This is a genomic window from Microbacterium sp. (assembly GCF_035277845.1).
GTDB lineage: Bacteria > Actinomycetota > Actinomycetes > Actinomycetales > Microbacteriaceae > Microbacterium.
On record NZ_DATEJS010000302.1, the window covers coordinates 1 to 21,802 of the forward strand.

Annotated in this window: 15 protein-coding genes; 4 read left to right on the top strand and 11 right to left on the bottom strand. The window is 71.4% G+C overall.

Annotation, left to right across the window (positions count from 1 at the left end; translation table 11 throughout):
• A partial coding sequence (locus VJR25_RS13210) for a PKD domain-containing protein (RefSeq protein WP_324115754.1) occupies nt 1-2,925 on the top strand: 2,925 nt, incomplete at its 5' end.
• Nucleotides 2,926-3,096: 171 nt separating this feature from the next.
• On the opposite strand, the gene VJR25_RS13215 is transcribed toward VJR25_RS13210, so the two are convergent.
• From VJR25_RS13215 to VJR25_RS13250, 8 genes are all read right to left on the bottom strand, one after another.
• Nucleotides 3,097-4,242, bottom strand: coding sequence for a glycosyltransferase (locus tag VJR25_RS13215; RefSeq protein WP_324115756.1), 1,146 nt, complete (start codon nt 4,240-4,242; stop codon nt 3,097-3,099).
• 1 nt (nt 4,243) lies between these two features.
• Nucleotides 4,244-5,137, bottom strand: a complete 894-nt coding sequence (locus VJR25_RS13220; protein ID WP_324115758.1) for a hypothetical protein — start codon at nt 5,135-5,137, stop codon at nt 4,244-4,246.
• 3 nt (nt 5,138-5,140) lie between these two features.
• Nucleotides 5,141-6,268 (bottom strand): Gfo/Idh/MocA family oxidoreductase, encoded by a 1,128-nt coding sequence (locus tag VJR25_RS13225; RefSeq protein ID WP_324115760.1) that lies wholly within the window; start codon nt 6,266-6,268, stop codon nt 5,141-5,143.
• Complete coding sequence (locus tag VJR25_RS13230; protein ID WP_324115762.1) at nt 6,265-7,440, bottom strand: DUF1972 domain-containing protein; 1,176 nt, start codon at nt 7,438-7,440, stop codon at nt 6,265-6,267. The genes VJR25_RS13225 and VJR25_RS13230 overlap by 4 nt, the downstream gene beginning before the upstream one ends.
• 213 nt (nt 7,441-7,653) lie before the next feature.
• Nucleotides 7,654-9,180, bottom strand: a complete 1,527-nt coding sequence (locus VJR25_RS13235; protein WP_324115765.1) for a sugar transferase — start codon at nt 9,178-9,180, stop codon at nt 7,654-7,656.
• Nucleotides 9,181-9,795: 615 nt separating this feature from the next.
• Complete coding sequence (locus VJR25_RS13240) at nt 9,796-13,635, bottom strand: ABC transporter ATP-binding protein (RefSeq protein WP_324115767.1); 3,840 nt, start codon at nt 13,633-13,635, stop codon at nt 9,796-9,798.
• Nucleotides 13,632-14,126, bottom strand: coding sequence for a MarR family winged helix-turn-helix transcriptional regulator (locus VJR25_RS13245; RefSeq protein WP_324115769.1), 495 nt, complete (start codon nt 14,124-14,126; stop codon nt 13,632-13,634). The genes VJR25_RS13240 and VJR25_RS13245 overlap by 4 nt, the downstream gene beginning before the upstream one ends.
• Before the next feature lie 34 nt (nt 14,127-14,160).
• Nucleotides 14,161-15,384 (bottom strand): fibronectin type III domain-containing protein, encoded by a 1,224-nt coding sequence (locus VJR25_RS13250; RefSeq protein ID WP_324115771.1) that lies wholly within the window; start codon nt 15,382-15,384, stop codon nt 14,161-14,163.
• Between the two features lie 55 nt (nt 15,385-15,439).
• On the opposite strand from VJR25_RS13250, the gene VJR25_RS13255 reads away from it, so the two are divergent.
• Both VJR25_RS13255 and VJR25_RS13260 read left to right on the top strand, forming a co-directional pair.
• Nucleotides 15,440-15,784, top strand: a complete 345-nt coding sequence (locus tag VJR25_RS13255; protein WP_324115783.1) for a DUF4190 domain-containing protein — start codon at nt 15,440-15,442, stop codon at nt 15,782-15,784.
• Between the two features lie 49 nt (nt 15,785-15,833).
• The gene (locus VJR25_RS13260) at nt 15,834-16,745 is read left to right on the top strand and encodes a formylglycine-generating enzyme family protein (RefSeq protein WP_324115773.1); all 912 of its coding nucleotides are present in this window, start codon (nt 15,834-15,836) and stop codon (nt 16,743-16,745) included.
• A gap of 13 nt (nt 16,746-16,758) precedes the next feature.
• Here the strand turns inward: VJR25_RS13260 and VJR25_RS13265 are convergent, their stop codons facing one another.
• Together VJR25_RS13265 and VJR25_RS13270 are read right to left on the bottom strand one after the other, a co-directional pair.
• A complete protein-coding gene (locus VJR25_RS13265) occupies nt 16,759-16,968 on the bottom strand; it encodes a hypothetical protein (protein WP_324115775.1) in 210 nt (69 codons plus the stop codon).
• A 66-nt stretch (nt 16,969-17,034) separates the two neighbouring features.
• Nucleotides 17,035-18,255 carry an ROK family protein gene (locus tag VJR25_RS13270; RefSeq protein ID WP_324115777.1) on the bottom strand — a complete coding sequence of 407 codons (1,221 nt, stop codon included), beginning with the start codon at nt 18,253-18,255 and terminating at the stop codon, nt 17,035-17,037.
• A gap of 101 nt (nt 18,256-18,356) precedes the next feature.
• Between VJR25_RS13270 and VJR25_RS13275 the strand changes: the two genes are divergently transcribed.
• Nucleotides 18,357-20,045, top strand: coding sequence for a glycoside hydrolase family 13 protein (locus VJR25_RS13275; RefSeq protein WP_324115779.1), 1,689 nt, complete (start codon nt 18,357-18,359; stop codon nt 20,043-20,045).
• Between the two features lie 54 nt (nt 20,046-20,099).
• Here the strand turns inward: VJR25_RS13275 and VJR25_RS13280 are convergent, their stop codons facing one another.
• Nucleotides 20,100-21,668, bottom strand: coding sequence for a bifunctional hydroxymethylpyrimidine kinase/phosphomethylpyrimidine kinase (locus VJR25_RS13280; protein ID WP_324115781.1), 1,569 nt, complete (start codon nt 21,666-21,668; stop codon nt 20,100-20,102).
• Between the last annotated feature and the right edge of the window lie 134 nt (nt 21,669-21,802).

The window sequence follows — 21,802 nt, forward strand, 5'->3', positions numbered from 1 at the left end:
CAGTCCTCGAAGTCGTACAACGACGGCCAGTGGCACCACGTGGTGGGCGAGCTGTCCGGCGCGGGCCTCACGATGTACGTGGACGGCGCGCCGGTCGGGCAGAACGGCGGAACCACCGTCGCCCAGGCGTACAGCGGCTACTGGCGGATCGGCGGCGACAACCTCGGCAGCTGGCCGAGCAAGCCGTCGAGCAACTTCTTCAAGGGCACGATCGGGAACGTCGCGATCTACCCGGCCGCGCTGACCCTGGCGCAGGTGCAGAAGCACTACACGGATGCCGGCTACACCCCGGCGACGCCGCCGGCGCCCACCGACGCCTACGGAGCCGCAGCCTACGGACTGACTCCCACCACCTACTGGCGCCTCGACGAGAAGGGCAGCGGGTCGACCGCAGCGGACACGTCGGCCTACGGTGACAACGGCCTCTACAGCGGCGGCGTCACCAAGGGCGTGGCCAGCCCGGTCAGCGGCAGCACCGGGACGGCGGTGACGCTCAACGGGTCGACCGGACTCATCTCGTCGACGCAGACGTTCACCAACCCGACGGTGTACTCCGAGACGATGTGGTTCAAGACCACGACGACCAGCGGGGGCAAGCTGATCGGCTTCGGCAGCTCGCAGACGGGTCTCAGCTCCAGCTACGACCGGCACGTCTACATGCTCAACACCGGGCAGCTGTCGTTCGGCACCTACACGGGCCAGATGAACACCGTGGTCTCGCCGCAGAGCTACAACGACGGCAAGTGGCACTTCCTGGTCGCGACGCAGGGCCCCGCGGGCATGGTGCTGTACGTCGACGGCCAGTCGGTGGGCACCAACCCGCAGACCCAGGCGCAGTCCTACACCGGCTACTGGCGAGTGGGCGGCGACAACACGTGGGGCGGCGCGACGAGCAACTACTTCGCCGGCACGGTCGACGAGGTGGCGATCTACGGATCCCAGCTGTCCGCCGGCCAGGTGAGCTCGCTGTACGCGGCATCGCCGGCTGCGGTCATCCCGCCGACGGCATCCATCGCGACGCCGAACTGCTCGTACATGTCGTGCTCGTTCGACGGCAGCGGATCCACGCCGGCCGCGGGCACCACGATCACCGGATACTCGTGGGACTTCGGCGACGGCTCGTCGCCGAGCACGGGAGCGACGGCGACCCACGTGTTCGGGCTGCCGGGCACCTACACGGTGACCCTGACGGTGACCGGCAGCAACGGGGCGAGCTCGCGGGCGACGACGTCGGTGACGGCTCAGATGCCGCCCGCTCCGCCCACCGCGGCGCAGGCGACGCCGAGCTGCACGTACCTGGTCTGCTCGTTCGACGCCTCGGGCTCGTCGGCCATGCCGGGTGCGACGATCACCGGCTACTCGTGGGACTTCGGCGACGGCAGCGCGGCCGGATCGGGCGCGACCCCCAGCCACCGGTACACCGCAGCGGGCACCTACACGGCGACCGTCACGGTGACCGACAGCAACGGTCTCACCGACACCTCCTCCAAGACGGTGACGCTGACGGCACCGCCGAACCCGACCGCCGCGCAGGCGACGCCGAGCTGCACGAACCTCACGTGCTCGTTCGACGCCTCGGGCTCGACCGCGCCGACCGGGGCGACGATCACGGGCTACTCGTGGGACTTCGGTGACGGCTCGGCCGCCGGATCGGGTGCGACCCCGTCGCACACCTACACGGTCGCCGGAACGTACACCGCCACGGTCACCGTGACCGACACCAACGGCAACACCGACACGGCGTCGAAGAGCGTCACGGTCACGGCTCCTCCGGGACCGCCGTCCGCGGCCTTCACGTCGAACTGCACGGCGCTGTCGTGCACGTTCGACGGGACGAGCTCGGTCGACGCGAGCGGCACGCCGATCTCCTCGTACAGCTGGTCGTTCATGTCCGGCCAGACCGGAACCGGTGCCACGCCGAGCTTCACCTTCCCGGCTGCGGGCGTGTACCCCGTGACCCTGACGGTGTCCGACGTCAACGGCACCGACAGCGTCACCCACAAGGTCACCGTGACCGCTCCGGCGAACCCGACCATCAACCTGCTCGCCTCCGACGGCTTCAACCGCACGGTGACGGGCGGCTGGGGCACGGCGCCCACCGGCGGTGCGTGGAGCCCCACCGGAGGCACGTCGAACCTGTCGGTGGCGAACGGGGTGGGCGTGCTGAACATGCCGTCGCCCGGCATCGGCCCCGGGGTGTACCTCGGATCGGTCTCGAGCAGCGACACCAGCACCACGGCGACGTTCACGACGAGCGCGGCGCCGTCCGGCAACGGGGTCTACCTGGATGTCGTCGGCCGGCGGATCAGCAGCAACACCGACTACCGCGGCCGGGTCATCCTCGGCTCCAACGGCTCGGTGAGCCTCGCCCTCCTGCGGATGAACGCGGGAGTGCAGGGCACGGTCAAGGCGACGACGGTGGTCTCCGGACTCACCTTCGCGCCGGGCACGCAGCTGAACGTGCAGCTCCAGGTCACGGGCACGAGCCCCACGACGATGCAGATGAAGATCTGGGCCGTCGGCAGCGCGTACCCCGCGAACTGGCAGATCACCGGGACGGACACCACCTCGGGCATGCAGGTCGCCGGCTCGGTCGGGCTGATCTCGTACCTGCCGGGCAACGCGACGATCTCGCCCGTGGCCGTGCAGGTCAGCACGTTCGCCTCGAGCCCGACGGTCGGCCTGCCGACCGCGGCGGCCACGGTGAACTGCACCGGCGACACGTGCTCGGCCGACGGCACCGGCTCGACCGACCCGAGCGGCACGATCAGCTCGTACACGTGGGTCTGGGGTGACGGCAGCGTCACGACCGGCGCGACCTCGTCGCACACCTACGCGACCGGCGGCACCTACACGGTGACGCTCACGGTCAAGAACCCGTCAGGGAACACCGACACCAAGACCACCCAGGTCACGGTGCCCTGACACGATCGACCGCCGGTCGGAGCCCGAAAGTCCGGCCGGCGGTCCACAGGCGATTCCGCCGGGAGGGCCGCGCATCCCCGTGAGGACGCGCGGCCCTCTGCCGTGTGCGAGGCGTGCGCGACGCGTGCGGCGCATGCAGGGTCCAGAGCGTGTCCGGGCCGGCCGGGAAGCTCAGGACGGCAGGTTCAGTGCGTCGCGGATGCCGCGGGCGTACTGCTCGTGCGAGAAGGCCTCCGCGACGTCGACCGCGTCCGCGGCCGCGAGGGCGGAGAACCGCGCCCAGTCGTCGGCGATGTCGCCGACGGCGGCGGCAAGGGCGGCGGCGTCGTCGGGAGGCACGAGCACCGCGCTCCGGGATCGCGCGGCGGCCTCTGGAAGGCCCCCCACCCGACTCACCACCGCGGGACGGCCGGCGAGGGCGGCTTCGACCGCGGTGTTCCCGAACGGCTCGTCGACCGTGGACGGGATGAGGACGATGTCGTTGGCGCCGAGGTCGTCCCACACGGACGGCTTGAACCCGAGGAACGTGACGCGCTCCGCGAGCGCGCTCCGGGCCACGAGCTCCGCGAGGCTCTCCGCATATGCCTCATTGCCCGCGAAGGCGGCGCCGAGCAGGCTCAGGTGCACGTTCCGGCCGGCGTCGGCGAGGAGCTTCGCCGCCTCGATCGCGACGTGCGGACCCTTGCGCGCCGAGAGGCGCCCGACGTAGACCAGCCGGATCGGCTCGGTGAGCTCGGCGCGCGCCGCGACCACCCGGGGTGGGCCGGCCACCGCATTGTAGACGACGGTCGTGCGGCGCACCAGCCACGGTGCGGAGCGGGCGAGCACGCGCAGGCTGAACTCGCTGTTGATGAGGATGCGGCTGCTGAACAGCAGCGGCACATACAGGGCCCGGCGCAGCACCGAGGAGACGGAGGCTTCGCCCTCGTGCACGTGGCAGACCGTCATCCGCCCGCGGAGCCGGCCGAGGGCGAGCCACAGCGGGGGGGTGATCGTGTTGACGATGACCACCCCGGCATCCGTCTCGCGGATGAGGCGCAGCCCCGGGCCGATCGAGCGCAGCGTCGTGCCGGCGAGCTCCGCCAGCCCGCGCGGGCTCAACAGACCCTTCCGCACGATCGGCGTCAGGCACTCGACGACCTCCGCGCCCGCCTGCTCGAGCAGGGGCACGAGCGGGCCCGGCTGCGGCACCGTCACGACGACGCGCCGGCCGTCGGCGACGAGGGCCCGCACGGTCTCGAGCGCCATGCGGTCGGAGCCGTAGAGATCCGCACCCGGGTTGGCGATCAGGATCGTGCGCGGATTGCCCCGGCGCATCTCAGCGGTCTTGCCAGTACTCGTCGACGAGGCGCACCGTGGCGGCGATGTTCCCGCGGCTCGAGGCGCCGAACACGATCGCCTCGAGGTTCGGCAGGGCGCACACCCACTCGATCGCCTCGCGCGCCGGGATGGCGCCGCTCGCCATCACGGACATGGCGACGGCGCGGAACGGCCGCTTGCCCAGCGCGTCCAGGTAGCTGTCCACGCCGCCCGACATCCGGAACCCCAGCTTGTTGATGTTGGAGCACACCAGGGGGTTCTCGACGCCCGCACGCTCGAGCTCGTCGAGCGTGCGCGGCAGGTTCATGGTGATGAACCCGGGCTCGGCGCCGTAGCGCGTCTTCACGTGGTCGGCGAAGATGCGGAAGGCCTCGGTGAACCCGAGCCCCGACAGCAGGTCGACGACGACGTTCTGCAGCCAGATGACCGGCGTCGACACGTTCGCGAACATCTTCATCTCGGCGTCGATCAGCAGCGTCGTGATGCCCTCGATGTCCTTGCGGGCCAGCGACGACGTGCCGCGGGCGATGCTGTCCAGCAGACCCTCCTCCGGCAGGAACCGGCGGATCGCGCCGAGCAGGCCCTCGTCGGTGATCGCGTTCGCGTACTTGTGCGCGTACGGCATGCACGGGAAGAACCTCATGTCCGGGTACCGGTCGGGGTTCGCGCTCACGCGGTCGCACACCTCGGCGATGCGGTCGTGCGTGGTGCACATGAACGTGGTGACGCCCTCGTTGTAGGCGTCGTCGAGCACGTGCATGATCGCGTCGAGGTCCTGGAACCGGATCTGCTGGGCGCGCGCCTTCTCCTCGGACATGTGGTTCACGCCGAAGAACTGGTTGTCGCCGAAGAGCAGCCGGTCGATCGTCCGCGTGGTCGTCGTGTCGCTCATGTGCTACTTCCCTCGCCTCGGGAGGAACGCGCCCACGAGCCGCCCCTGCTTCTTCGCGGGCGCCGCAGCGGGACGCGCCGGCTCCCCGCCGGCGGCGGCGACGTCCAGGCGGGTGTCCTCACGGGCGGCATCCTCGCTGATCAGCGAGATCACCCGGTCGGTCACCGCCGCGGAGGCGAAGTCGTTCACGCCGGTGATCTCGCGGGCCGTCACGCGCTGCACGAACGCGTCGAGCTGTGCGCTGTACTCCTCGCCGCGCAGGTAGAACCACGGTGCCTCGGTGAGCTCGGTCGTGTACCGGACGTTCCAGCCGGCGTGGTAGCCGTCCGGGAGCGGCGCGGTGTCGCGCAGGTACACCTGGATCTCCTGGCGGTCGGCGTAGATCTTGCCGTGCTCGCCCCACAGCGAGATCTTCGTGGTCATCTTGCGCTGCGACTCGTCCGACCAGTTCGAGATGATCTGCGCGGTGCCGGTCGGGTAGTGCAGGGTGCTGGCGACGGCGTCGTCGATCTGCGCGGAGAAGATGCTGGTCAGCTGACTGCCGCTGACCGACTGCGGCTCGCCGAGGTACCAGGTGAGCAGATTCAGCGGGTGCGCCGCGTAGTCGTAGAGGCATCCGCCACCGGTGGCGCGCTGGCTGCGCCACGTGCGCCCCGCGGGCTTGAGCACGACCGGGCCGTACGCCTCGGCGAGGGCCGTGTTCACCGTGCCGAGGGCGCCGGATGCGAGCACCCGCTGGGCCTCGCGGAAGGCCCCGACGAAGCGGTTGTGGTAGCCGACCTGGGTGACGACGCCGCGCTGCGCGGCCAGCGCGGTCAGCACGATGCTGTCCGCCGGGTCGATGACGAGGGGCTTCTCGCAGAACACGTCGACGCCGCGCTCGATCGCCGCCCGGATCATGTCCGCGTGCAGGTGCGTCGGCGTCGCGATGATCACCGCCTGCGGGCGCGCGGTGTCGAGCATCTTCGCGTAGTCCTTGTACGTGGTCACGCCGGTGTACTTCGACAGCAGGTCGAGCAGATACCCGGTCGAGTCGCAGACCCCGACGAGGTTCACATCGGGATGGGCCTTGATCATCGCAAGGTGGGACAGGCCCATCTTGCCGAGCCCCACAACTGCCAGATCGATCACTCGGCGACCTCGACCTTCTGCGGTTCCATCGTCTCTCCCAACGCCGTGAGCAGCGCGTTCTCGTACTCACGACCGATCCTGGTCCAGGTGAACTCCCCGCGGAAGCGCGCCCGGCTCGCCTCGCCCATGGCCCGGCGGCGCCCGGCGTCGGCGAGCAGCCCGTCCAGCTGCGGGGCGAGGTCCTCCGCGCCCGAGAAGTAGGCGTTCTGCGGGCCGGCGACCCACGTGTTGTAGACGTTGTCGTGGGCGACCACGGCGTTTCCCGCCGCCATCGCCTCCACGAGCGACGGATTGGTGCCGCCGACGGTGTGCCCGTGCAGGTACAGCGCGGTGTGGAAGCGCAGCGCCTGCAGCCGGTCGTGGTCGAAGATCGCGCCGGGGAAGACGACCTCGTCGGATGCCGCCTCCTGCACCTGCGCGTGGTACGGGTCGTCGTCGCCGTACGGGCCGACCACGACCAGCGGCATCCCGCGGCGAGCGGACGACCAGGCCGAGACGATCTCGAGCACGGAGTTCTCCGGGATCGGGCGGCAGACGACCATGCCGTAGCCGCCCGGGGTGAGCCCGAGGTCGGTGACCGGTGCCGTGGGCGCGTCGATCACCTCGTGCGCGCCGTAGGTGATCGTCTGCACGCGCCGCCTGCCGAAGTGCCGCTGCAGGTACCCGGCGATGACGGGGTGGTCGGCGATGAGCACATCGCCCGCCATCCCGGCGAGCCGTTCGTTGGCGAGGAGGATGCCCTGCTTCGCGAGGCCCCAGCGTCGCCGGGTCCATTCCATCCCGTCCATGTTGATGACGTTCGGGATGCCGCGCAGCCGCGGCAGGATGTCGAACACGCCGGTGTTGTAGCCGAACGTGAGCCACACGTCGCCGGCGCGATGCGCGGATGTCGCGTGCCGGACGGACGTCAGATCGAACGCGGACGTGCCGCGCCATCCCTCCCGCGGTTCGTGGATGAGCACGCGCTCCAGGCCGTTCCAGTCATCCTCGACGGTCGGCCCGTCGCCGGGAAGCTGGCAGTAGACGATGACACGCCAGCCCTGGTCGCGCAGGAAGAGCCCGACGTTCTCGGCGGCCGTCTCGAAGCCGCCGTATCCGGCCGGCACCCCGTGGGTGCCGAGGATGCGGACGGTCCTCCGATGACCGGACCCACCGGTCGTGAGACTCCCCATGTTCTCCCCAATGCTGTGAGCTCAGTGTGTGCGCCGTGGGCGCGAAAGGCAAGAGATCCTCCGCCGGAGAGATCGTGTTCTGCAACGGCGGAGGGGGGACCCGCGACGTGACGCTACAGCACTCCTGGGAAAGTGCGGTGGGGGGAGGCGTCACGTCGCGAGCCCAGCAGAACGAGGGTGCTGTGTGCTGGAACGAACCTCGGACAGGCGAGATCAGTAGGCACCCTCGGGTTTGAACATGATCTTGGCGGTGCGCCACATGATCATGAGATCGGACATCACGGACCAGTTCTCGACGTACCGCAGGTCGAGGCGCACGCTCTCCTCCCACGAGAGGTCGCTGCGACCGGACACCTGCCAGAGCCCGGTGATGCCGGGGTTGATGTACAGGCGCCGGTAGACGGTGCCGTCGTATTCGGCGACTTCGGCAGGCAGCGGCGGACGCGGGCCGACCGCGCTCATGTCGCCGACCAGCACGTTCCAGAACTGCGGCAGCTCATCGAGCGAGTACCGGCGCAGGAACGCGCCGACGCGGGTCACGCGGGGGTCGGCCTTCATCTTGAAGAGCGGGCCGGCGCCCTCGTTCTTCGCCTGCAGGGCGGCCTTCTGCGCCTCGGCATCCACCCCCATCGAGCGGAACTTCACCATCCGGAAGATGCGCCCGTCCCGGCCCACCCGCTCCTGGCGGAAGAACACCGGGCCCGGACTGTCGAGCTTGATGGCGAGGGCGATGAACGGGGTCATCAGCGCGATCACACTGAGCGCGATCGTCGCGACGCAGATGTCCATCGCGCGTTTGAGTGCGTACCTGCCGCCCTCGAACGTCGGGATCGTGACCTGGATGAGGGGGAGGCCCTCCACCGGCACCAGTGACATGCGCGGCCCCGCGACGTCGGCGAGCGGGCTCGAGAGCACGAGCTCCGCCGCGGCGCCCTCCAGCTGCCAGGCGAGGCGCTTCGGGTACTCCGGGTCGTTCGGGCGGGTGCTCGCCAGGATCACCGCGTCGGCGCCGAGCCGTTCCGCGATCTGCGGCACCGTGTCGACGGAGCCGTAGGCGGGGATGCTCAGGTTGCCGAGCGTGATGCTCGAGGCGTCGTCGTCCGAGAGCGTGACGCCGACGACGCGGTAGCCGCTCAGTCCGCTGCCGCGGATGGCGTCCACCACGTACCCGACGTCACGGCGCCTGCCCACCACGATCGCCCGGGCGAGGTATTCACCCACCTCGCGCTGGTGGATGAGCCAGCGACGGCATGCCCACCGACCGGCGACGATGAGGGTCAGCCCGATCGGCAGCGCGACCAGCAACTGGGCGCGGATGCCCTGCGACTCGAACACCACGAATCCGATGGCCAGGAGACCGAACGTGATGGCGGTGGCCTGCACGACCCGGCGGTACTCGGTGCTGCCGCTCCCGGTCACCTTGGCATCCCGGGTGCGGAAGACCGACAGCGCGATGAGCCAGAGCAGGCACGTGACCGCCGACGCGCGCAGGTACGGCCCGGGGTCGTTCCCCACCGCGTCGATGTTCGCGCCGGCGAAGCCGACGAACTGCACCCAGGCCGCGAGCGACACCGAGACGAGCACGACGGCCGCGTCGGTCAGCTGCAGGCGCTGACGATAGTGCCGCTGCCAGAGCTGGCGGTTCTCGACCGCCGGCGCGACGCGTGGCGTGATCTTCGTCCGCGACAGGGCCTCGGGCCCGGGCGGACTCGTGAATCCATAACCGGCGGCCGTGGTCATAGCCCACACCGCCCGCGCTGCTCCCAAGGCAACGCGACATTCGCATTCGACATGCGTAATCCCCAGTATTTGATTTCCCCAGTACCGCAGTCCCAACGTGCGGCACGTCAGCCGATCAAGCGGCTTTCCTCAATTCCCAGTGAGGCAAGCAGCAGTCCCAGTGATACGACGTGACTTAAGTGCATGATAAGGGATCTCGCACCCGAGCACCAGTGCGATTCTCGCAGGATGCCCGAGACGGCCCCGGGCTCCGTCGCAGGCGGCGAGCCGGTCATGCGAAAGCCCCGGCACTGCCGCGCCGGGGCTTTCATCTCTCCCCAGAGTTCGCGCAAAAATACGCAGGCATCCCCAGATGCCATCAATCTTCGCCGGCATCGTCTGGAAGGATCTCCCCAGATGTCGCCCAGACTCCGTCAGACTCACATCGCGCGAGGTTTCGGGTCTCCCTCGATGTGCGGTTCGTCCTCCGGGTAGATTTCGGGTCGTTCCCGGTTGACATCTCTTACCTTAATCTCATGGTCGGCCGGATGTACAGATCCGAACCGGCAAGATTTGCTCAAGACGCGGCCAAGATCCCATCAAGATGGGGCTTCCTGCCTTAAGGTCCGCCCCGGCTCAGATCGCGGCGAGCTCGAAGGCCCTCCACATCGCCGCATACCGGCCGTCCCGGGCGAGCAGTTCCGCGTGCGTCCCGTGCTCGGCGACCCGTCCGGCGTCGAGCATGACGATGCGGTCGGCGCGCATCGCGGTCTGCAGCCGGTGGGCGATGAGCACCGTCGTGCGCCCCTGGGCGAGGCGATCCATGGCCTCGGTCACGCGGGCCTCGCTGGCGAGATCGAGGTTCGAGGTCGCCTCGTCCAGCAGCAGCACGCGCGGCTGCACCAGCTCGGCGCGCGCGAGCGCGATCAGCTGCCGCTGGCCGGCCGACAGCGACGATCCGCGCACGGCGATCTCGGTGTCGTACCCGTCGGGAAGCGCCGCGATCATGGCGTCGGCGCCCACCGCCGCGGCCGCTGCGTGCACCTCGTCGTGGCCGGCGTCCGGGCGCCCGTACGCGATGTTGGATGCCACCGTGCCGGGGAACAGGAACGACTCCTGCGGCACGTAGCCGAGGCGGCGCCGGAATGCGCCGAGGTCCAGGCGGCGCAGGTCCACGCCGTCGGCGCTGACCTCGCCGCGGTCGGGATCGTAGAACCGCGCGACGAGCTTCATCACGGTCGACTTGCCGGCACCGGTCTCGCCGACGAGCGCGATCGTCTCGCCCGGGCTGATGCGCACATCGACCCCGGACAGCGCCTCGGGTGGCGAGCGTCGCGCCTCGGGGGCGGTGCCGCGCGCATCCTGCGGCCCCCGGAGGTCGGATGACACCGAGCCGATCGGGTACGCGAAATGCACCGCCTCGAGCACGATCGCGCCCCCGGCATCCTCCGGCTCCACCGGATCGTCCGCGGCCGGGGTGAGCGACTCGAGCTTCATCAGCTCGGCCACCCGCCGCACCGACACGCGGGTCTGCTGCCACGCGTCGAACACCTGCGACAGCTGCTGGATGGGCGAGAAGAACATGTCGATGTACAGCAGGAACGCGATGAGGGCCCCCGCCGTCAGCTGCCCCTGCGCGATGAGCGCCGCACCGAGGCCGAGCACGATGGCGTCGGCCACCGACGACAGGAACTGCACGAACGGGAAGTACACCGCCACGAGCCGCTGCGCTCCGGAGCGGGACTCGAGGTAGGCGGCGCTGTGCGCGCGGAACCGGGCGATCGTGTGCGGTTCGTGGGTGAACGCCTGCGACTCGCGGATGCCGGCGACCGACTCCTGGAACGCGGAGTTCACGATCGCGATGCGCTCCCGGCTGAGGTCGTACAGCCGGGACGCCCGCCGGCGGAACCACACCGTCGCCACGGCGAGCGGGACGATGACGGTGAGCACCGCGAGCCCGAGCGGCGGGTCGATGACGACGAGCGCGATCCCCACCCCGATGAACGTCACGAACGCGACGAGCGCGCCCAGCAGCCCGTTCTGCAGCAGCGACTCGAACTGGTCGACGTCGGTCGTCATGCGCGTCATGATGCGCCCGGACATCTCGCGCTCGTAGTAGTCGAGCGACAGGCGCTGCAGCTGGGCGAAGATCCGCACCCGCAGCGACAGCATGATCCGCTGCGCCGCCTTGCCCGTGACCAGGGACTCGCCCATGTCGACGAGCATCCCCGCGAGGGTGACGACGAGGTACAGTCCGGATGCCGCGAACAGCACGCCCGCGGTGCCGGTGACCACGCCCTGGTCGATGCCGGCCTTGACGACGGCGGGACCGAGCAGCCCGGCGACCGCGTCGATGACGACGAAGACGAGCGCGAGCAGCAGGGGGCGCCGGAATTCGCGCAGGATGCCGCCGAGCGAGAACTCCGGCTGCGGCCGCCCCTCGGCGGCGAGGTCGACGACCGGGTGGTCCACGACCGGCGGGAGCGCCGCCACGCGGGCGAGCAGCTCCGGCGTGGGGGCGAGCACGTTGCGCATGCCCGCGCGTCCCCCGCCGAGTCCCATGCCGAGCGAGGGGGCGCCCACGCCCGGTCGCGCGAGGCGATGGGCGTCCGGTCGGGGGCGTTTCGTCTCGCTTCGCTCGCTCAACGACCGGGGGAGGTCGCTTCGCTCGCTCGACGACCGGGGGAGGTCGCGGGGGTCGGCGAGGGCGTCCACGTCGCCGCGGCGCCGGGCGTCGAGACGGGCTTCGTCGTCCCGGCCGAAGAGCGCGCGGTACACCACGCTCGAGTCGATGAGCTCGTCGTGCGTGCCCTCCGCGACGATGCGTCCGGCATCCAGCACGACGATCCGGTCGGCGAGGCGCAGCGTGGAATGCCGCTGCGCCACGATCAGCACCGTGCGATCCCCGAAGACCGATCGCAGCTCGTCGTGGATGCCCTGCTCGGTGCGGGCGTCGATCGCGCTCGTGGCGTCGTCGAGCACGAGGATGCCGGGGTCCCGCAGCAGGGCGCGCGCCAGGGCGATCCGCTGCCGCTGTCCGCCGGAGAGGCTGAGGCCGCGCTCGCCGACCACGGTGTCGTACCCGTGCGGCAGCGCCTCGATGAACGCGTGCGCGTGCGCCTGCCGTGCGGCCGCCTCGATCGCCTCGTCGGTGGCATCCGGCATCCCGTACGCGATGTTGTCGCGCACGCTCTCGCTGAACAGGAAGGCGTCTTCGAAGGCCATGCCGACCGCGTGGCGCAGCGACGACAGCCGCAGGCGGCGCACGTCGACACCGCCGATCATGAGGCGCCCGGCCGTCGGGTCGTACATGCGGGTGAGCATGCGGGCCGCGGTGGACTTGCCGCTGCCGGACGCCCCGACCAGGGCCACCCGCTCGCCGGCGCGGACGGTCAGCGAGAATCCGTGCAGCACGTCGTGCTCGCCGTACGCGAACGACACGTCGTCGAACACGATGTCGCCGGGGCGCGGCGGCAGATCGACCGCATCCGGGGCATCCGCGATCTGCGGCTTCAGGTCGATCAGCTGGAAGATGCGCTCGACGCCCGCACGGGCCTGCTGGCCGATCGTGAGGATGCCCGCGAGCATGCGGGCGGGGGTCAGCAGCGCCCCGATGTAGGTGGAGAACGCCAGGAACGTGCCGAGCGTGATCACGCCGGACAGGGTCATCCAGCCGCCGAGTGCGAGCACGGCGACCTGGCCGAACACGGGCACCGCCTGCAGCATCGGCTGATACCGGGCGGAGATGCGCACCGACCGCATCTGGGACCCGTACAGCCGCCCGGCGGCATCCGTCAGGCGCTGCAGTTCGCGCTGCTCCTGCCCGAACGCCTTCACGACCCGCACGCCGGTGACGTCCTCGTCGACGATCTGGGCGACCTCCGCCTCCTTCTGCTGTCCGTCCCAGCTGGCCGGGAAGACGCGCCGCCGCATGCGGATGCTGAGCGCAAGCAGCGCGGGCACGATGAGCACGGCGATGAGCGCGAGCGGCGGCGAGAGCACGATCATCACGACGAGCGACAGCACGAGGGTGAGCAGGTTGCCGGACAGCATGGGGATGTAGGCGAGGAGCCCCTGCGCGAGGGCGGTGTCGCTGTTGGCGCGGGACACCAGCTGACCCGTCGACATCGTGTCGAGGGTGGCCGCGTCGAGGGTCTGCAGGTGGTCGTGCATGTCGTTGCGCAGATCGGTCTGCACCGCGATGCCGAGGCGCCCGCCCCGGTAGCGGCGCAGGAACGAGAATCCGAAGCCGGCGACCGCGAGGCCGATGAGCAGCGCCAGCCAGGGCAGCAGGGTGCGGTGGTGCGCGATGATCACGTCGTCGATGATGGCGCGGGCCACGAGCGGGGTCAGGGTCGAGCACACCGAGCCGAGCACCGCGGCGCCGAGGGCGAGGAACAGGTCGGCGCGATGCCGCATGATGTAGCCGCCGAGGCGCCGCAGCCACCCCCGGTGCTGAGGGTCGCGCGGGCTCATCCGGCCGCGCCCGGGCGGGAGGCCGCAGCGTGAGCGCCGCCGGCGAGGCGGGCGTCGCGTGCGGCGAGCAGCGTGTCCAGCGCCGGACCGAGCTGTGCGAGGGCGCGGAGCGTGGCATCCGCATCCGGCGTCTCCGCGGCGATCCGGTCGAGGGCGTTCCCGAGCGCGGCGTCGGCGTCGGCGAGCACGGTGACCCCGTCGATCGTGAGGGCGAGGTCGATCGCGCGCTGGTCGGCGCCGTGCGCGGTGCGTGTGACGAGGCCGCGCTTGACGAGCGAGTCGACGGTCGCGCTCACCGTGGGCTTGCCGACTGCGAGGCGATGGGCGAGGCGGGATGCCCGGGCCTCGCCGTCGCCGATGGCCGACAGCATCCGGAAGTCGGCCATGGTGAGCCGGGCCGGCATCATCCGCTCGAGCATGCGCGCCAGGCGCGCCAGCGAGCGGATCGCGTGCTGCGTGTCGGTCTGGGGCGGCGGTGATGGTTCGGTCACCGAACCATTATGCGCGCCCTCGGCACCCGGGCGGTCAGAACACCGAGATCACGAACATGAGCGGGTGGTGGTCCGAGCCGAGCGGCGCCACGAACCGGCCGCCCGACATCTTCCCCACGTTCGCCCACGACAGCACGACCGTGTGCGACGGCTTGACCACGAGCTTGTCGACGTCGTCGCCCCAGCGCTCGCCGATCACCGGGTACAGCGACCAGGTCGGGTTCGCCGAGTTGTAGTGCTGGCGGGTGAGGTGGTGCGCCTGGTCGAAGCTGTCCAGCCAGCCCGCCCGGCGGAGGATCGACTGGGTGGTGTCCGTGGGGTGGGACTTGTTCGTGTTGAAGTCTCCGACGACCACCGGGCCGGCGTTCGCCCAGTTCGTGATCGAGCCGAACTTCGTCTTCAGCTGGGAGTAGACGGCCGCGATGTACGGGCCGAGGCGCCCCGCCTCGTATTCGCGCTGCTTCTGCAGGGCGACCGTCGTGCCGGCGCGCAGGTGCACGTCGAACACGACCAGGAACGCGCCGTTCGCCCGGTTGCGCAGCGCCGCCCAGCTGACGCCGTGGCCTGCGCTCGCGTACACGCTCGCGAACGTCGCCGCTCCGTGTGCGATGGTCGTGCCCTTCTTGACCGAGGTGAACTGCGCCGTCCGGTACAGGATGACGTTCTGCCCCTTGTAGCCGAAGGCGTATCCCGACGGAGCCGTCGTGTACTTGGACCCCTCCTCCATCCCAACCACGCCCGGTGCGAGTTCGGCGATGCGGGTGTTGATCACGCCCCGGCGGACGGTGAAGTTGCTGCACGCGTTGGAGCAGATGTTCCACGTCATGACCTTCAGCCCGGAGACCGTCTTGTGCGACGCGAGGGCCGACGCGGATGCCTCGGCGGCGATGGTGCCGTGGCCGACCCGGAGCGACGGCGCGCCGCGCCCGGCCGCCGAGACGCCGCGCACCTGCACGAAGTAGTCGCGGCCGGGAAGCAGGTGCGTGATCGTGGCCGACGTGCGCGTCGAGGTCGCCACCGGCGTCGTCTGCGTGGTGACCCCGTCGAACGACGTCGACGCGAACACGACATAGCTGGTGGCCCCCGCAGCGGCCGGCCAGGCGATGGTCAGGGTCGCGCCGGACGACGTCAGCGACGCGCCGGTGAAGCTGACCAGTCCCACCCGGGCCGGGAGGGACGCGGCGAACGCCGGCGGTGCGGAGAGCACCAGGGCGAGCGCGAGCACGGCGGCAGCCGGCCGGGTCCATCTGGGGAGCATGAGACAGAGCTTACGACCGAGTCTCGTCCAGCAATAGGGTGAATATGTGAGCGATATGCGAGAGGGGACGCCGTCGCCCCATCCGGGGACCCTGCCGTCCGCCGTGCCGATGCCACCGCCGCCCTGGAGCGTCCTGGCGATCGCCGGGTTCGTGACCTCGTTCGTGGTCGGTGCGGTCGGCATCGTGCTCTCGATCCTCGCGCTCCGGGAGACCTCGCGCACGGGCAAGCGCGGCCGCGGTCTCGCGATCGCCGGGATCGCCATCAGCGGGGCCGGCATCCTCATGGGCGTCATCGTGGTGGTGTTCATCGTCGTCGTGGTGCTGCCGGTCGCCCTGCGGGAGTCCGGCGGGAACGCCGAGGCGCCGCACCTGATGCTCGGGCACATCGGCGCCGTGTGAGGAACCCGGCGACGACGCCGGCACGCCGTCGCGCGGTTACCGTGGATGCATGGCTGACGACGGTCGCGACACCGTGCTGATCCCGGCCGGCACGTTCCGGATGGGGTCCGACGAGTTCTACCCCGATGAGCGGCCGGTGCACGAGCGGGAGGTGGCATCCTTCCGTCTCGACCGGTACGCGGTCACCAACGCGGACTTCGCGCGCTTCGTGGATGCCACCGGCTACGTCACGGTCGCCGAGCGGCCGATGGATCCCGCCCAGTACCCCGGTGTCGCCCCCGTGGACCTCGTGCCGGGCTCCATGGTCTTCACCCCGACCACAGCACCCGTCGACCTGCGCGACTGGCGCAACTGGTGGCGCTGGGTGCCCGGTGCCCACTGGCGCGCGCCGTTCGGGCCCGGCTCCGGGATCGACGACCGCATGCGGCATCCCGTCGTGCACGTGGCGTTCGCGGATGCCACGGCCTACGCCGACTGGGCCGGGATGCGCCTGCCCACCGAGGCCGAGCACGAGTACGCGGCCCGCGGCGGCGTCGACGGCGCCCGGTTCGCGTGGGGCGACGAGCCGTACCCGGGGGGCGTCGCGCAAGCAAATTCGTGGCTCGGGCGCTTCCCGTACGACAACCAGGGGGTCGGCGGGACGGCGCCGGTGGGCTCCTATCCGCCGAACGGCTACGGGCTGTACGACCTCATCGGCAACGTCTGGGAGTGGACGACCGACTACTACACCCCGCGCCACCTTCGCCTGAGCGACCAGCCGGTCGACCCCGGCAAGCGCCGGAACCTGCTCGCCGCGGCCAGTTCCGGCGCGGGGGAGTCGATCCCGCGCCGCGTGCTCAAGGGCGGTTCGTTCCTGTGCTCTCCGGACTACTGCCTGCGCTTCCGGCCGGCGGCGCGCTCGCCGCAGGCGGAGGACACCGGCATGTCGCACATCGGCTTCCGCTGCGCCGCCGACGCGTGAGGCGGGGTGCGGCTCAGCGGCGCCAGTCGGATGCCGCGGCGGCGGCCTGCAGGTCGCTGTACGCGCGCTGCTGCTCGCGGCCCGCGGCGCGACCGCGATCCTCCAGTCCGCGCGGCGACCAGAACCACAACGGCATCCCGCGATCCTCGCGTGCCGGCCGGGTGGCGTGCGGTTCGGAGAAGCGGCCGAACCAGCCGCGGTACTCGATGTGGTGCACTGTCATGACAGGGACAACGCGGAAACTGGACTGATCCATCGAGTCCAATCCGGCTCCAGTGGACTGGTGCTCTCAGTCCTCGGTCGCGTTCTGGCGGGCGAGCCAGAGGTCGAGGGTGTTCCTGCGGGCGAGGTCCATGGCCCCGGCGATCGCCCCGTCGACGACGACCTCGTCGCCGAGCTGCGAGACCACCATCTCGGGGGCGGGCAGATGCATGTCCGCGGGCAGCGCCTCGCGCGCCGTGTCCACGATCATGCCGATGCCCGCCGAGATCGCGCCGCTCACGATCACGCGCTGGGGATCGAACATGCTGCCGAGCACACTGACCACGCGCGCGAGCGTCGCGCCGACGCGTGCGGCGATCCGCAGCGCGTCCGGGTCGCCGGCGGCCGCCAGCTCCAGCACGAGGCGGCCGTCCACCTCGGCCGGGGCCGTGGTGCGCAGCGGGCTGTCCGCGGCGAGGTCGCCCCGCTCGATCAGGTCGAGGGCCCATTCCCGGGCGCGGTGCCCGAGGCCGGACGCGCCCTCGACGTCGTGGACGTGATCGAAGGCCAGCATCTCGCCGACGCCCCCGTGCCGGCCGCGCAGCAGGTGTCCGTCGACCACCACGCCGGCACCCAGCCGATCGCCGGCGAGCAGGGCGACGTAGTCGCGGCATCCCACGGCGGCACCCATCGCGCCCTCGGCGACCGCGGCGAGCGACGCGTCGTTCTCGACGCGCACGAACGGCGCCCAGGCTGCGAGCAGCTCCGTGAGATCCGGGTTCATGCGCTCCCAGAATCCGGACGGATGCCGCGGCGAGACCCCCTGACGGTCGACGGGCGCGGGCACGCCGGCGCACAGCGCGACGACCCGCTCGCGGCCCACCCCCGCCTTGCGCAGGGCGGAGCCGATCGTCCGGACGATCACCCGCCGCCGGTCCGCGCGGGTGTCGTCGGCGTCGCTCAGGTCGCGGCGCTCGGTGTGCAGGCGCGTGCCGGCGAGGTCGGTCACGGCGACGGTGAGGTGGGTGCGGCCGGCGTCGATGCCGAGCAGGATGCCGGCGCCCGGGCGGAAGGCGAAGCGGCGCGCGGGACGGCCCATGCGGTAGTCGCCGGCGTCGCGCGCGTTCGGCAGTTCGTCGAGGAGGCCGAGCCCGACCAGTGCCGCGGTGGCCTCGATGGCCGTGGAGCGCGTGACCCCGACGGCATCCATGACGTCGGCGGCGGTGAAGTCTCCGGCTGTCCAGGCGTAGTCGAGCACGGCGTCGAGGCTGGCGGCGCGTGCTGCCCCGTCCGACGGGTTTCTCGGCATGAGGTCTTGACCTTCCTCTCTCCTCCCTGCGAGTATGGCCGAGGCGAAGTAAATTCGACAAGTAAATCTAGTCCCCCGACTTACAGGAGAGGAACACCCTCGTGGCACTCACCGAGGCGCAGACGGCGCCCCGCCGTCTCGACACCCCCGACTGGTGGCGGCAGGCCGCCGTCTACCAGATCTACCCGCGCAGCTTCGCCGATGCGAACGGCGACGGCATCGGCGATCTGCGCGGGATCGTCAGCCGCGTCGATTACCTCGACGAGCTCGGCATCGACGCGGTCTGGCTGAGTCCGTTCTATCCGTCGGAGCTCGCCGACGGCGGCTACGACGTCTCCGACTACCGGGACGTCGACCCGAGGCTCGGCACCCTGGCGGACTTCGACGACATGGTCGCCGCGCTGCACGCGCGCGGGATCAAGATCATCGTCGACATCGTGCCCAACCACTCCTCGGATCAGCACGAGCTGTTCCGCGCGGCCCTGGCCGCGGGCAAGGGATCGCCCGAGCGCGACCGCTACATCTTCCGGGACGGCCTCGGCGAGAACGGCGAGCTGCCGCCCGCGGACTGGAGGTCGGTGTTCGGCGGCCCGGCGTGGGAGCCGGTCGGCGACGGGCAGTGGTACTTCCACCACTTCGCGAAGGAGCAGCCCGACTTCAACTGGGACAACCCCGACGTGCACGAGGAGTTCCTGAAGACACTGCGCTTCTGGTCGGACCGGGGCGTCGACGGCTTCCGCGTGGACGTCGCGCACGGGCTCGTCAAGGATCTTCCGGAGGTGCTGCCCAGCGCGGCGGAGCTCGACGCGATGGACCGCACCTCCGGGCGGCATCCGCTCTGGGACCGCGACGAGGTGCACGAGGTCTACGCCGAATGGCGCCGGGTCTTCGACGAGTACGACCCGCCGCGCATCGCCGTGGCGGAGGCGTGGGTCGCGACGCCCGAGCGGCGGGCGAAGTACGCGACGCCGGCCGGCCTCGGGCAGGCGTTCAACTTCGACCTGCTCGAGGCGGACTTCGACGCCGCGCAGTTCCGCGAGATCATCACCGACAACCTGGCGCAGAGCGCCGCCACCGGATCGTCGTCGACCTGGGTGCTCTCCAACCACGACGTGGTGCGCCACGCCACCCGCTACGGGCTCGCGCCGCTCCAGGGCCGCCGCGTGAAGCAGGGCACCGAGTGGATCATCGCGGGTGGTCCGGAGGACCAGCTCGACCGCGACGGGGGCCTGCGTCGCGCCCGCGCCGCCACCCTGTTCATGCTCGCCCTCCCCGGCAGCACCTACCTGTACCAGGGGGAGGAGCTCGGCCTGCACGAGGTCGCGGACATCCCGGCCGAGCAGCGTCAGGACCCGGCGTTCTTCCGCGGGGCGGACCACGACAAGGACGGCCTCGGCCGCGACGGATGCCGCGTGCCCCTGCCGTGGACGAGCGACGGCCCGTCGTTCGGGTTCGGCGACGGCCCGGCGCACCTGCCGCAGCCCGAATGGCTCGGCGCGTCGTCGGTCGCAGCCGAGGACGGGGACCCGGAGTCCACGCTGTCGCTGTACCGCCGCGCGCTCGCCCTTCGCCACCGCCTGCAGACCGGCGAGGAGCTCGAGTGGATCGAGACCGGCCGCGCCGACGTGCTGCGCTTCGCCCGCCCGAACGGCTGGCAGGCGGTCGCGAACTTCGGCACCGAGGACTACCCGCTCGGGACGGACGGGCAGGTCGTGGTCAGTTCGGCACCCGTCGCCGGCGCCGTGCTCCCGGGCGCGGCGACGGCGTGGCTGGTGCCGTCGGCCGGCTGAACCCGCCCGGCATCTCCGGCCCGTGCGAGAGCGCGGGCCGGGGATGCCGCATACTCAGACCCGGGCCGCGCTCCCGTGCACCTGGACGACGCGCGCTTCGGGGGCCGGCTCCGCGGCGAAGAACGCCAGCTCGTGCTCCGACGAGATCCGGAACGCGCGCCGCATCCGCTCGCGCACGGCCGGGGTCGCGGTGGCCGCCAGGTTCGTCACCAGGTCGATGGCCTGCCGGTTCGCGTGCGAGAACGCCGGGTCGCCGTACGTGGCGAGCCAGCTCGCGTAGGGATGCCCCGGATCGTTCGCGGCCTCGCCGAACTCCCCGGCCGCGAGGCGCTCGCCGAGGTCGGCGTACAGCCAGAAGCACGGCAGCACGGCGGCGGCCAGCACGGCGTATTCGCCGCGCGCGGCGGTCGCCATCAGGTGGTCGAGGTACGCGACCGTGGCCGGGCGGCGCCCGAGGTCCGCGTGCTCCCCGCCGCGCCCGAGGGGTGCGAGCCAGGACTGGTGCAGTTCGAGCTCTGCGGCGATGGCGCCGTGCGCGGACTGCGCCCAGAACGACTGGCCGGCGTGGTCGCCGGCGAGCTGCGCGGCGGCGGCGAGCACGCGCGCGTACTCGCCGAGGTAGAGCGCGTCCTGCTCGAGGTAGCCGAGGAACGCCTCGCGCTCGAGGGTGCCGTCGGCGAGGCCGCGGATGAAGGGCAGCTCGTCGATGCCGGCGCGCAGGTCTGCGACTCCGGCCCACCACTCGGTCTCGATCTCGGCGGCCGTCGGCGAGGTGGCGAGCCCGCCGCGTCCCCAGAGCCCGGCGAAGTGGTGCACGGGCCCGTTCCCGCCGCCCACGGCGAGCGCGTGGCCGTGCCGCAGCGATTCGCGCAGCCAGCGGCGGGACTCGGCGACGGCGGGCTCCCAGTCGCCGAGGCGCACCCGCAGGGTGGCCACGGCGGATGACAGGGAGCATCCCGTGCCGTGCGTCGCCGTGGTGGCGATGCGCTCGCCGCCGAACTCGACGACGGTCGCCGTCGCGGCGTCGACCAGTGCGTCGGGCGCTGTCGGACCGGTCAGGTGCCCGCCCTTGGCGAGCACGCGCACGCCGAAGTGCGCGGACACGGCCTCGGCCTGCGCGATGGCCTCCGCCCAGTCCGCGGCCACCGGAACCGCCGCGCCGGCGGCGAGTCCGGCGAGCACCGCCAGCTCGGGCAGGTTCGGCGTGACGAGGTCCGCCCGGCGCAGCAGGTCGGCGAGGGCCGTGGTCGCGTCGGCATCCAGCAGCCGGTCGCCGCTCGTGGCGACCATCACCGGGTCGAGCACGACGACGGCGTCGCCGAAGCGGGGGAGACGCCCGGCCACCGTCCGGATGACGTCGGCGTTCGCCAGCATCCCCACCTTCACGGCATCCACCGCGATGTCGTCGGCGATCGCGTCGAGCTGCGCCCCGATGAACGCGGCAGGCGGCACGTGCACGGCGCGCACGCCCCGTGTGTTCTGTGCGGTGAGCGCCGTCACCACCGCCATGCCGTAGCCGCCGTTCGCGGCGATGGATTTGAGGTCGGCCTGGATGCCGGCACCGCCCGACGGGTCGCTGCCGGCGATGCTGAGCACCCGGGGGATCGGTCGGGCCGCGGTCATCGGCCGGCCTCCACCGTCTCACCGGACCATTCGCGCACGAACGCCTGTGCGGCCGCGCGCGGATCGGAGGCCGCGCAGATCGCCGACACCACGGCGACTCCGGCCGCGCCGGCGGCGCGCAGGGGCGCGGCGTC